Below are 12,234 nucleotides of genomic sequence, written 5' to 3' on the forward strand. Positions count from 1 at the left end.
GTCCATGTCTTCTTCCTTGCCATTACGCGACGGCGGCGTTCTGCGCGGTTCGCTGATGCTCGCGGTGTTCACCTTGTTCGGGTCGGGCCTGGCCTACTCGCTGATCGCCACCGGCATCACCGGTGCGCTGTTCTCCGAGCAGGCCACCGGTTCGCTGGTGCGCGTCGATGCGCGCGTGGTTGGTTCGGCCTTGGTGGCCCAGCCGTTCACCGATGCGCGCTATTTCCAGCCGCGTCCGTCGGCCGCCAAGTACGACCTCACCGCCGCGGCCGGCAGCAACCAGGCCCGCTCCAATCCCGATTTGCTGGCCCGTATCGCGACCACGCGTGCACAAGTGGCCGCACGCGACGGCATCGCCCCTGAAGCCGTACCGGGCGAGCTGCTGACCCAATCCGGCAGCGGCCTGGACCCGCACCTGAGCCCGGCCGGCGCCCAGGTACAGATCCGCCGTGTGGCCGCCGCACGCGGCTGGCCCGAGCAACGCGTTGCCGCCCTGGTGCAGGCGGCGACCGAAGCGCCCCAGTTTGGGCTGCTTGGGCAGCCACGGGTGAATGTGTTGGCTTTGAACCTCGCGTTGGATGAGGCCGGGGGCCGGAACCCGGGACCGGGGACCCGGGAAATGCCGAAGCAGTAACTGCAGGATTACGCATTTGCTAGTTGCCAAGCGCGCTGCCTGCAAACGCAGTCATCATGCAGCATTGCGCGGTAGGCTCTTCCGGGTCCCGGGTCCCGCTTCGCCCACTCCCAATTCCCGACTCTCCATTCCCGCATGTCCGATGCCCGCACCCAGCAAGCCGACGCCCTGATCGGCGAATTACAGCGCGAACATGGTGGGCGGCTGACGGTGTTCCTGGGCGCCGCGCCCGGAGTCGGCAAGACTTACGCCATGTTGTCGCGGGCGCGCGAGCGCCTGCGCCAGGGCATGGATGTGGTGGCCGGCGTGGTGGAGACGCACGGGCGCAGCGAAACCGCGGCGCTGCTGGAAGGCGTGCCGCTGCTGCCGCGCGCCCGGGTCAGTTACCAGGGCCGCATGCTGGAAGAACTGGATCTGGATGCACTGCTGGCACGCAAACCGCGGCTGGCCCTGATCGACGAGCTGGCGCACCGCAACGTGCCCGGCAGCCGCCATGAGCGGCGCTGGCAAGACATCGTGGAGTTGCTCGATGCCGGCATCGACGTCTACACCACAGTCAACATCCAGCACCTGGAAAGCCTCAACGACATCGTGCTGCGCATCACCGGCGTGCGCGTGTCCGAGACCGTGCCCGATGCCGTATTCGACCGCCTGCGCGACATCGTGCTGGTGGACCTGCCGCCACGCGAACTGATCGAGCGCCTGCAGCAGGGCAAGGTGTATCTGCCCGAGCAGGCCACGCAGGCGTTGCAGGCGTTTTTCTCGCCTTCCAACCTCACCGCGTTGCGCGAGCTGGCGATGCAGACCGCTGCCGACCGCGTCGACAGCGATCTGCGCGATACCCAGGCCGCGCGCGGCTTGCCTGGCACCGCTGCGTTGCGACGCCGCGTGGTGGTGGCCATCGATGGCCGTGGCAGCTCGGATTATCTGGTGCGCGTGGCGCGGCGCCTGTCGGAGCGGCGCGATGCACCGTGGACGGTGGTCACCGTCCAGACCCGCACCGTGACCGATGCGGCCTGGCAGCTGGAAATCGATCGCGCATTCGCGCTCGCCCATCGTCTCGGTGGCGACAGCGCGCTGCTGCACGGCACCAACGTGGCCGATGCCTTGCTGGATTTCGCTTCGCAAAACGGCATTTCCACCCTGGTGCTGGGGCGCACCCGCGAGCGCCCGCTGGCGCGCATGTTCAACCGCACGTTGACCCAGCAATTGCTGCAACGTGGCGCGCATTACGAATTGGTCATCGTCAGCTCCGCCGATGCGCGCGCACGTGCGCGCCAGCGCTGGCGTAACCCGCGCCAATGGCTGCAGCGTTACGACATGGCGTTCGCTGCGATCGCGGCAGCCAGTGCGGTGGGGGTGGCGTGGTTGCTGCAACGCTGGACCGATATCGACGACCTGTCGATGGTGTTCATTGTCGCGGTGGTGCTGGTGGCCTCGCGCACACGCATGGCTGCGGCGGTGGTTGCCGCATTGCTGAGTTTTGTCGCCTACAACTTCTTCTTCATCGAACCGCGTTTCACCTTGCAGATCAGCGCGCGCCAGGGCGTGGTGACGGTGTGCATGTTCCTGATCGCCGCGTTGGTCGCCGGCCGGCTGGCCTCGCGCCTGCGCAGCCAGGTACTGGCCTTGCGCGCGGCCAATGCGCATGCCAACGCCTTGCAGGCGCTGGGCCGCCAGCTCAGCACCGCGGCCGATCTGGGGCAGGTGCTGGAAGCCGGCCGTCGCGCGCTGACCACTGCGCTGGATGCCGACGTCTGGCTACGCCTGGAGCAGCGCGAAAGCGACGCACCCGCCAGCTTCGGTGCGCTCGATCGCAGCGCCGCAGACTGGACCCAGCGCCACGGCCAACCGGCCGGCCGCTTCACCGATACCCTGGCCGGCGCGCAATGGTGGTGCCTGCCGGTGCGCCACGAGCGCGGCACGCTGGGTGTGGCCGCGCTGCGCCTTCGGCAGACCCTGCAACGGCCCGGCCTGGAGCAACGCCGCCTGGCCGAAGCGATGGTGGAAGACATCGGCCAGGCCGCGCTGCGCACGCGCCTGGTCGCCGATCTGGAAGGCGCACGCGTCAGCGGCGAAACCGAGCGCCTGCGTTCTGCCTTGCTCTCGTCGGTCTCGCACGATCTGCGCTCGCCGCTGGCCTCGATGATCGGCTCGGCCAGCAGCCTGGCCAGCTACGGCGATGCGATGGACGCGCACGACCGCCACAGCCTGCTCGACACCATCCAGCTCGAAGGCGAGCGACTGGATCGCTACATCCAGAACCTGCTCGACATGACCCGGCTCGGCCACACCGGCCTGACCTTGAATCGCGACTGGATCGGCGTCGATGAATTGATCGGCTCGGCCACCCGCCGCCTGCAGCGCTACCAGCCGGAGGTGCGCCTGCAACTGGACCTGGCCGCCGACCTGCCGGCGATCTGGGTGCACCCGGCGCTGGTGGAACAGGCCATCTTCAACGTGCTGGAAAATGCGGCGAAATTTTCGCCAGCCGGCGTGCCGGTGACCGTGCACGCGCAGCTGCGCGCCGGCGCGCTGCAGATCGACATCGGCGACCAGGGGCCGGGCATTCCCGAAGACGAGCGCGCGCGGATCTTCGACATGTTCTACAGCGTGGAGCGCGGTGACCGCGGGCGCAACGGCACCGGCTTGGGTCTTGCCATCTGCCAGGGCATGATCGGCGCGCACGGGGGCAGCGTGGAGGCATTGGCAGGCGCGCATGGTCACGGCACCACAATCCGCATTACGCTGCCGTTGCTCGTTCCCGCCGCGCCACCTCGCCCCGATGCCGACTGACCTCACCGCCATCCCGCCCGCCCGCGTGCTGATCGTCGACGACGAGCCGCAGATCCGTCGTTTTCTCGACATCAGCCTGCGTGCGCAGGGCTATCGCGTGCTGCAGGCCGGCACCGGCGAAGAAGGCCTGGCCTTGCTGGCCGGGCAGGGCGCCGAATTGGTGGTGCTGGACATCGGCCTGCCCGATCGCGATGGGCATGAAGTCCTGCGCGAGATCCGCCAGTGGTCCAACGTGCCGGTGATCATGCTCACGGTGCGCGCCGGCGAAACCGAAAAGGTCGCCGCGCTCGATGCCGGCGCCAACGACTACGTCACCAAGCCCTTCGGCGTGCAGGAATTGATGGCCCGCATCCGCTCGTTGCTGCGCCAGGCCGGCGCCGGCAGCACGGTGGAAGAAAGCGTGTTCGACGACGGCCGGCTGCATATCCATCTGGGCCTGCGCGAGGTCACCCTGCACGGCGAGGCCGTGCCGCTGAGCCGCAAGGAATACGCCTTGCTCGCACTGCTGCTCAAACACGCCGGCCGCGTGGTCACCCAGCCGCAGTTGCTGCGCGAGGTGTGGGGCCCCACCCACGAAGAAGACACCCACTACCTGCGCATCCTGGTCGGCAAACTGCGCCAGAAACTGCAGGACGACGCCGCCGACCCGCACTACATCGTCACCGAGCCGGGCGTGGGGCTGCGGTTTATCGGGGGCACGCGGTGAGTCCTGCGCGTCGCTAGGCGGGCGGCAACACCTTCCCCGGATTCAAGATGCCATCCGGATCCAGTGCGGCCTTGATCGCGCGCATGGCCGCCAGCGTGGCTGCATTGAACGCCTGGCTCATGAAATCGCGCTTGGCCACGCCGATGCCGTGTTCGCCGGAGAGCGTGCCCTCCAGCGCCAGCACCAGCGTAAACAGCCGTGGCAGGGCGGCGTGTGCGCGGGCATCTTCGTCGGCATCGGCCGGGTCGTACATGATGTTGACGTGCAGGTTGCCGTTGCCGGCATGGCCGAAGGCGACGATGGGCAGTGCGAATTCCGCAGCGAGTGCTTCCACGCCGGCAACGAGTTCGGGAATGCGCGACACCGGCACCACCACGTCCTCATTGATCTTGCCCGGCTTGATGGTGCGCAAGGCCGGTGACAAGGCACGGCGTGCGGCCCACAACCTGTCGCGCGCGCTGCCATCGGCGGCCACGTCCAGGCCCAGTACGCCCTGGCCATCGGCCGCCTCGTGCAGGGCTTGCAGCGCGTAGGGCAAGGTGTCGTGATCGCCGTCGGCTTCGATCAACAGCATGGCGCCGGCGTCGGGTACGTCGCTGCCATTGCGGCGTAGCAGCGCAATCGCGCTGGCATCCATGAATTCCAGCATGGTCGGCGTGGTCGGTTGTGCCATCAGCCGCGACACTGCGGCTGCGGCGCTGGAGGCATCGCGATACAGCGCGCGCAGGCCGGCTTGCGCGATTGCGCGCGGGGTCAGCTTCAAGGTCGCCTCGACGATGATCGCCAGGGTGCCCTCGCTGCCCACCAGCAAGTGGGTGAGGTCGTAACCGGTGGAATTCTTGGTATACGCACCGCCGCAGCGGATCACCTCGCCGGTGCCGGTCACCGCCACCAGGCCGAGCACGTTGTCGCGGGTGGCGCCGTATTTCACCGCGCGCGGGCCGCCGGCGTTGGTGGATAGATTGCCGCCGACGCTGCAGATCTCCGCGCTGGACGGATCCGGCGGCCAGAACAATCCGTGCGGCTGCAGCGCCTGCTGCAGGTCGCCATTGAGCACGCCCGGTTGCACCACCGCGCAGCGGTCTTGCGGACGCAGTGCCAGGATCTGGTTCATGCGCGCCATCGACACCACCACGCCGCCGGAAAACGGCACCGCCGCGCCGGTGGTGCCGGTGCCGGCGCCGCGCGCCACGATCGGCACGCCGTGCGCACGGCACGCCTGCACGATCGCCACCACCTCATCGGTGTCGCGCGGCAACGCCACTGCGGTAGGCAATGCCCAGCGGCGCGAATCGTCTTCGCCATAGCGGCGGCGCGCATCGTCGCCGGTCAACCAGCCATCGGTACCTAGGCGCGTGGCCAATACCTCGGCAAGTGCGGTGGGAAGTACATCGGTCATGACTTGCGATCCTGTGGTGCCGCGCGCTGGATGCATTTCCACCCCAGCACGGCGACGGTGAGCGGCAGCCAGACCCAGCGCAGCTCGGAGAGCAGTGTGCTCAGGCCACGCGCATTGAAGAAGCCGGTGGCAAATGGTGACACCCGGATCGGCCGCCATGGCGCGAACCAGCGCGTCTGGCTCCACGGCCAGCCCAGTGCCACGCCCAGGCCGCCGGAAGTCATCGCATCCAGCAGCGGGTGCGAGGCGGCACAGACGAACAAAAACACAGACGCCTGCACGGCATCCGCGCGCAACAGGCGATGTAACGCAACGCCGAGCAACCCCACGATTGCGGCGAACAACAGCGAGTGGCTGGCACCGCGATGGCCAAACGCATCGGCGTAGGGAATGTGCAGCGCGAACGCCAGCACATCGGCATCGGGCAGCATCGCCGCCGCCACGCCGGCCGCGAGCAGGCGTGGCGAGATGCGGCCGCGTTCACTGGCGCACCACAGCGCCAATGGCACGGCTGCGTGGGTCATGACGGTTGGCATAAAAACGTTGGCGTGAGCGTCGGTGGCGGTCAGCAATCGTCGGCGCGGAACGCGTCGCGAATCCAGTGCAATACCGGCGGTTCGCCGCTGGCATCGACCACATCGAAGCGGCACGGCAGCGCGGCCAGGGTCGGGTGGGCGCCAAGAAACAACTGCGCGGCCAGCACCAGCTTGCGACGTTTGCGCCAGTCCACCGATGCCGCACCGCCGCCGAAGCGGTCATCGCGCCGGTAACGCACTTCCACAAATACCAGCGCTGGCCCGTCGCGCATCACCAGATCCAGTTCGCCGCCACGGTAGTTGGCATTGCCAACCACCAGCCGCAGCCCGGCCTGCTCCAGCAACGCGCGTGCGGCCGCCTCGACCGCCGCACCACGCTGCTGACGCGCTGCCGGCATGGCTCAGCGGCCGTCGGCGATCGGCGTCGGGCGGCCGCCGCTGAAGGTGGACCAGGCCGGCGTGCGCAACACATTGCCGAAGCCATCCAGGTGCAGGGTGCCGGTGGCGCCGCGCAGGCCGCCATCGGTGCCGGTGGCGAGTTTTTCCAGGTACGCAGTGATCTTCCAGGCGTCGTAGCCGAACGCGAACAGGCGGGCGGCCGGGCCGCGTGCGCTGGGCAGGGTGCTGGCCACCTGGCTGACCGCCGGCAGGCCGGACACGCCCAGGGCGGTCCAGGTTTCGCTCGGGTAGACGATGCCATCCAGCGCCAGATCGTCTTCGACCTTGCCGGTGCCGGCCACCAGTTGCGAGGTACCCACGCGCGATTTGCCGGCGAACCCGGCCAACGCCAGCTGCGGCGCCAGCGCACGCGCAGTATTGCCGCGCACTGCCAGAAACACTGCATCGGCAGTGCCGTAATTGCGCAACTGCGCACCGATATCGCCCGGCGCATCGGCCACGCTGATGCTGCCGGCCACTGTGCCGCCGCGTTCGCTGAAACGGTCGCGGAAGGCCTTGATGGTGCGCTTGCCGTTGTCGTCGCTGGTGCCGACGATCAGCACGTTGCGGCGTTCGCGCGAGAGCAGGTATTCGGCGGCCATGATGCCGTCGTCTTCCGGCGCCAGCGAGAAGCCTGCGCTGCCGGTGGGCGGGGCCTTGTTGTCGGTGGGGCGGTTGAGCGCCAGCACCGGCACCGCCAACTGGCCGCGCGCAAACAGCGCGCTGACCTCGTCGCGCCCCAACGGGCCGACCACGTAATCCACCCCGGCGTTGACCGCCTTGTCGTAGGCGGCATTGGCGCCGGCCGGGGTGCCGGCGGTGTCGAAGAACTGCACTTCCGGGCGGCGGCGGGTTTCGGCGTAGTAGCCGGCCAGCAGGCCATCGCGTACCGGCGCGGCGGCGGTGGCCAGGTTGCCGGTGATCGGCAGCAGCACGCCCAGCTTGACCGGCGGGCGGTAGCCATCGCGCTCGGCCGGCGGGCGCTTGCTGGTGTCGAAGCCCCACTGTGCATCGCGCTCGAAGGCGCGCGGCAACGCCAGGCCGCGGCTGATCAACGCGCGCCCGGCAAAGTTGTACAACGGGTCGCCGGCCGGCAGTGCAGCGGTGCGGCCCTTGAGGGTGGCGTCGTCGAGCGCGGCAAGCAGGCGCACGATCGCGCGCTGGTTGTCGCTGCGCACGGTGCCGGTCAGGCTGGCATCGGCACGCGCGCGCTCGGCTGCGGCGCCGAACAGGTCGCCGGTGGCTTCCAGCGCCGCAGCGCGGGCCACCAGCCAGCGCGTCTGCAGCGGCTGGGTCAGCCCCTGCGGGCTGTCGCCCAGGGCCTGCAACGCCTGCGCGCCCTGCTTGTCGAGCACCGCCAGCTCGCCGGTGAGCAGCCCGAAGCGGGCCCGCTCCTCGCCGCTCAGGTGGCGTGGGTTGACCTGCGCCAGCAGCGTGCGGGCGGGCGCATCGTCACCGGCGTCGTGCCAGCCGAACGCCGCGGCCGCCAGCAACCGGCTGCGCTGCGCGCCGCTGGCACTGGCGGCTTCGGCTTCCAACTGCTGCGCGGCGTCGCGCGGTTTGCCCTGATCCAGCAGTGCCAGCGCTGCGCTCTGCGTCGGCGACGCGGTCGGCGTGACGCTGCTGGTGGCGCAACTTGCGGCCAGCATCACCATCAGCGAAAGGGCAGAGATCCTTGCAACACGCTTGTTCATTTCAGATCCATTGGACAGGGGCCGCCGGGGCGGACCGTTAAAAACGCTACGATTCTACCCTTTGCCCCCGGAAAACCGCTGATGACGTCCCCTGGAACCCTGCACGTGGTCGCCACGCCGATCGGCAACCTGGCCGACCTGTCGCCGCGCGCGCAGGAGGTGTTGCGTGGTGTGGCCGCGATCTGCGCCGAAGACACGCGCCATACCCGCCAGTTGCTCGGCCATTTCGGCATCGACCGCCCGCTGCTGGCGCTGCACGACCACAACGAAGACGCCATGTCCGAACGCATCGTGGCGCGCCTGCGCGAAGGCGAGTCGCTGGCCATCGTCAGCGACGCCGGCACCCCGTTGGTGAGCGACCCCGGTTTCAAGCTGGTGCGCGCCGCCCGTGCGGCCGGCATCAAGGTCAGCCCGGTCCCGGGCGCCTGTGCGGCGATCGCCGCGCTCAGCGTGGCCGGCCTGCCCAGCGACCGTTTCGGCTTCGAGGGATTTCTGCCGGCCAAGAGCGCCGCCCGCCGCGAGCGCCTGGCGCGGCTGGCCGGCGAGACCCGCACCCTGGTGTTCTACGAGTCGTCCCACCGCATCGTCGAATCGTTGGCCGACCTGCGCCTGGCCTTCGGCGATGACCGCCCGGCGGTGATCGCCCGCGAACTGACCAAACTGTTCGAAACCGTGCTCGACGGCAGCCTGGCGCAGCTGCAGGCCCAGGTCGAAGCCGACGACAACCAGCGCAAGGGCGAGTTCGTGGTGATGGTGCAGGGCGCCGCCGACGCTGCCGACGGCCAGCTCGCCGAAGGCCGCCGCGTCTACGCCAAGCTCGCCGAGCACCTGCCCCCGTCCACCGCCGCCAAGCTCGCCGCCGAGCTGACTGGCGCGCCGCGGAAGGCGTTGTATGGCGGCTAATGCGGTCATCCCAGGAGCATGCCTGGACGCGACGGTGGCGGGTCGGTACCCCCTTTCGCGCACGGGTGCGCTCCCACAAGGCAACGGCCAGCGTGAAATCGCCGCGCCGTTTTGCACTGCAGCGATAGCGTAGAATGCGCCCCGGCGGAGTCGGCTAGACAGTCGCGTCACTCGCAAGAGTGCCGAGGAAAGTCCGGGCTCCATAGGGCAAGGTGCCAGGTAACGCCTGGGCGGCGCAAGCCGACGGACAGTGCAACAGAAAGATACCGCCTACGTTCCCTTCGGGGAGCCGGTAAGGGTGAAATGGTGCGGTAAGAGCGCACCGCGAGTCCGGTAACGGACCGGCACGGCAAACCCCACCTGGAGCAAGACCAAATAGGGATCCATTGGCGTGGCCCGCGCTGGATCCGGGTAGGTTGCTTGAGCGCTGCGGTGACGTAGCGCCTAGACGAATGACTGTCCACGACAGAACCCGGCTTATCGGCCGGCTCCGCCGCCTTCGTTCGGGCGTTCGCCCTTCTCGAAGGCGCCCACGCTTTTTACCGCCGCAGGCGATACAAAACGCGGGTCCCGCTCCGGGCATTCCACATCCCCGCGGCTGTCGCCGCGCCCCCTTGACTCAAGGGGGCTTGCAGGTAGGCAGTTGGTCGAGGCGTAGGTCGTTGGTCGAGGCTCTCGCGACGCGTCGCCGCCTTCATTCGGGCGTTCGCCCTTCTCGAAGGCGCCCACGCTTGGTACCGCTGCAGGCGGTACAAGACGCGGGTCCCGCTCCGGGTCTGCCACATCCCCGCGGTTGTCGCCGCGCCCCTTGATTCAAGAGGGCTTGCACTCGGTAAGTTGTCTGGTGCTTTCGGCTGTCTGCGATCAATGCGATTGCTGCTTCGATCTTTACTGCTTGGCTTGGGCTTTGCCCTCGCGGCGAACGCTGTGTGCGTTGCTGCGGCCTTGCTTGACGCGTTTTTCTGTTTTGCGCTTAACCGAACGAGCGGGTGAATAGCTCGTCCAGGGCGTCGATGATGATCTGGCCTTGGTCCTTCAATGTGCCGGCAGGTTTGTTGAGCACGGCCAGCGGCACCGAGGTCATTTCCAGAGGCTGCAGGATGACGCTGTGGCCGGCGACGGTGAGTTCCGGGGTGAAACGGGATGGGGTCGGGGAGTGGCCGGACTTAATGACCAGGGGCACGACGACGCGGCGAGGAGAGGCGTCGAAGATCTTCGACTGGACCACCACCACGTACGGGATGTTCTTGTTCTGGCCGACATTGGCGTAGACATCGAACTGGCCGGTCATAGCGTGGAGAACTCGTCGGCGAAGGAGCCGTGCGCTTCAGTGAAGACCTTCCATTCGCTCGCGGCGCGTTGCAGCTCAAGCGCTCTGGCGCTGTGGTTGTCGCGTTCCTTGGTGACGTACTCGGCCAGCAACTCTTCCACCTTTGCCGAAAGGTTGCCAGTCATCGCGCGGGCTTGCGCCGCCAGGTCGGCATTGATGGTCAGATTCAGCGGCTTCTTCTGCGCTGAAACGTCGTAATAGCGATTCATGCATTGGCTCCTGGTTATGCGCACGCTATGCGCATGACTGTGGCTTGTCAACGCGAGCCAGGGATCTCCAGGCGTGTCTCGCCCTGGAAACTCCCATTCGGCCCGAAGCGTCGTTCGTGGATGAAGCCGTGGCCGTGATGGTCTGCCGCAACGATGGTGCTGGCGCGGGTGCCGTAGCTGGGGCCGCTGATGAAGGCGGCCGAGAGCAGGCGTTCGGTGGGCAGGTCCACGCCGGTCTGCGGTAGCGCAGCGTCGGGGGCGATGGCCGGGTTGCCCAGGGCGGCCCACAGCGGCTGCAGGTCTTCCTCGCCGCTGGCGCACCAGCGGTGCAGCACCCTGGTCAGCGCGGCGGTCTTGGGCCACGGCGCATCCAGCGGTCCGTTGGACATGCCATGGATGCCCGCAGCCAGTCGCCGTGCCAGCGGTGGGTGGTTGCTCAGGTGCTCGCAACGGTCGGCGTCGCACAGCAACAGGTTGAAAGGTGGGAACTCGTGGGCGGCACCGGCCAGTGCGTTGCCGTAGGCAGTAGCGCTCAGGCTGCCGGACAGATAGTCGGCGATCAGATGCCCGCGCGAGCGCCCCGAGGCCGTGGCGAGCGGGTCACGCACGTTGGTGACCACCGCAGCGCGTCCGTCCCGACCCAGGCCAACCCAACTGCCACCGGAGCGTAGGTCGCGGCCGGCCAGCATGTTGTCGGCCGGCGCCGCCCAGCGCGCCAGTGCCGCAGTGGGACGTTCATGGAATTCGTCGCGGTTGCCCACCAGCAGCAAACGCCAGCGCGGGTGGGCTTTCCAGGCAAGAGCGACCAAGCACATGCCGCCGATTGTCATCTTGTTTGCGCAGTTGGGATACGTAGCTGGCGCAATGTGAAGTGAGACGGCAGTCGGGTTTACATGGCCTTCACCGCCCTGAATTTCCGTTCAATCTCAAAATATGAGACGAAACAGCAACTTGTGGATAACCTTTGAACAAGTCTCTAAAGAGTGCCGCAACTCATTGATGCAACTGGCGATTTGTGGTCTTGAAAACTGTTGACAACCTTTGACGCACTGCTAAGGTGGGCAACGGAGGGAAAACCAGGTGTTTTGTGGTTTTTCGTGGTTCAATGATCCCCCAGCGGGTATTCGAGGTTGCATTCGGTGTTTCAGGGCGAGACTGCCATCACGGTGGACGACAAGGGGCGTATGGCGGTGCCAACCGCATACCGCGACCTCGTTGCGCGTGTCAGCGGCAATCGCCTGGTCCTCACCTACAACCCCTTCGAAGCCGGATGCCTGTGGCTATATGCGGAAAAGGAGTGGGAGCGGGTGCGCGACGACGTGATGTCCAAGCCCAATACCCAGCGCGTGGTCCGCACGCTGCAACAGAAGCTGGTGGGTTCATCCGCCGTGCTGGAGCTGGACGCCAACGGCCGTCTGAGCATTCCGGCCAGCCACCGCAATGCGGTGGGCATCGAAAAAAAGGCCGTGCTGCTGGGCATGGGCGACAAGTTCGAACTCTGGAGCGAGCAGGCACATCGCGCACTGATCCAGCAGACATTGTCTGACGGGGATCTGGGCGATGAATTGCTCGATCTCAGGTTGTGAGCC

12 protein-coding genes and 1 other RNA gene are annotated in these 12,234 nt (G+C 67.6%); 6 read left to right on the plus strand and 7 right to left on the minus strand.

What is annotated here, in order from left to right:
* Positions 1–4 precede the first annotated feature (4 nt).
* From kdpC to ACCQ07_RS03900, 3 genes are all read left to right on the plus strand, one after another.
* On the plus strand, positions 5–634 hold the full coding sequence (gene kdpC, locus ACCQ07_RS03890; RefSeq protein WP_039419308.1) for a potassium-transporting ATPase subunit KdpC: 630 nt from the start codon (positions 5–7) through the stop codon (positions 632–634).
* A gap of 135 nt (positions 635–769) precedes the next feature.
* Positions 770–3,430, plus strand: coding sequence for a DUF4118 domain-containing protein (locus tag ACCQ07_RS03895; RefSeq protein ID WP_109291954.1), 2,661 nt, complete (start codon positions 770–772; stop codon positions 3,428–3,430).
* Positions 3,420–4,136, plus strand: a complete 717-nt coding sequence (locus ACCQ07_RS03900) for a response regulator (protein ID WP_014089386.1) — start codon at positions 3,420–3,422, stop codon at positions 4,134–4,136. The genes ACCQ07_RS03895 and ACCQ07_RS03900 overlap by 11 nt, the downstream gene beginning before the upstream one ends.
* Positions 4,137–4,149: 13 nt before the next feature.
* Here ACCQ07_RS03900 and ACCQ07_RS03905 read toward each other — a convergent pair whose 3' ends face one another.
* From ACCQ07_RS03905 to ACCQ07_RS03920, 4 genes are read right to left on the minus strand one after another with little or no spacing between them, the layout of a single operon-like run.
* Entirely contained in the window at positions 4,150–5,535 is a 1,386-nt protein-coding gene (locus tag ACCQ07_RS03905; RefSeq protein WP_071117756.1) for an FAD-binding oxidoreductase, read from the minus strand.
* Positions 5,532–6,071 carry a metal-dependent hydrolase gene (locus ACCQ07_RS03910; RefSeq protein ID WP_033478494.1) on the minus strand — a complete coding sequence of 180 codons (540 nt, stop codon included), beginning with the start codon at positions 6,069–6,071 and terminating at the stop codon, positions 5,532–5,534. The genes ACCQ07_RS03905 and ACCQ07_RS03910 overlap by 4 nt, the downstream gene beginning before the upstream one ends.
* Positions 6,072–6,100: 29 nt before the next feature.
* A complete protein-coding gene (locus ACCQ07_RS03915) occupies positions 6,101–6,469 on the minus strand; it encodes a YraN family protein (RefSeq protein ID WP_008571510.1) in 369 nt (122 codons plus the stop codon).
* A gap of 3 nt (positions 6,470–6,472) precedes the next feature.
* A complete protein-coding gene (locus ACCQ07_RS03920; protein ID WP_372165803.1) occupies positions 6,473–8,164 on the minus strand; it encodes a penicillin-binding protein activator in 1,692 nt (563 codons plus the stop codon).
* A gap of 120 nt (positions 8,165–8,284) precedes the next feature.
* Between ACCQ07_RS03920 and rsmI the strand changes: the two genes are divergently transcribed.
* Positions 8,285–9,106 carry a 16S rRNA (cytidine(1402)-2'-O)-methyltransferase gene (gene rsmI, locus ACCQ07_RS03925; RefSeq protein ID WP_029818675.1) on the plus strand — a complete coding sequence of 274 codons (822 nt, stop codon included), beginning with the start codon at positions 8,285–8,287 and terminating at the stop codon, positions 9,104–9,106.
* Between the two features lie 146 nt (positions 9,107–9,252).
* Positions 9,253–9,602, plus strand: an RNA gene (gene rnpB, locus ACCQ07_RS03930) — RNase P RNA component class A.
* 477 nt (positions 9,603–10,079) lie between these two features.
* On the opposite strand, the gene ACCQ07_RS03935 is transcribed toward rnpB, so the two are convergent.
* The 3 genes from ACCQ07_RS03935 to ACCQ07_RS03945 are packed head-to-tail and all read right to left on the minus strand — an operon-like array spanning position 10,080 to position 11,475.
* Complete coding sequence (locus ACCQ07_RS03935; protein WP_008571283.1) at positions 10,080–10,397, minus strand: CcdB family protein; 318 nt, start codon at positions 10,395–10,397, stop codon at positions 10,080–10,082.
* A complete protein-coding gene (locus ACCQ07_RS03940; RefSeq protein WP_008571282.1) occupies positions 10,394–10,645 on the minus strand; it encodes a type II toxin-antitoxin system CcdA family antitoxin in 252 nt (83 codons plus the stop codon). Before ACCQ07_RS03940 ends, ACCQ07_RS03935 begins: the two co-directional genes overlap by 4 nt.
* Before the next feature lie 47 nt (positions 10,646–10,692).
* Complete coding sequence (locus tag ACCQ07_RS03945) at positions 10,693–11,475, minus strand: NRDE family protein (RefSeq protein ID WP_127167620.1); 783 nt, start codon at positions 11,473–11,475, stop codon at positions 10,693–10,695.
* Between the two features lie 309 nt (positions 11,476–11,784).
* On the opposite strand from ACCQ07_RS03945, the gene mraZ reads away from it, so the two are divergent.
* Positions 11,785–12,231 (plus strand): division/cell wall cluster transcriptional repressor MraZ, encoded by a 447-nt coding sequence (mraZ, locus tag ACCQ07_RS03950; protein WP_003485296.1) that lies wholly within the window; start codon positions 11,785–11,787, stop codon positions 12,229–12,231.
* The last annotated feature ends 3 nt before the right edge of the window (positions 12,232–12,234 follow it).

It is taken from the genome of Xanthomonas sp. NCPPB 3583, assembly GCF_041475715.2.
Classification (GTDB): domain Bacteria; phylum Pseudomonadota; class Gammaproteobacteria; order Xanthomonadales; family Xanthomonadaceae; genus Xanthomonas; species Xanthomonas euvesicatoria.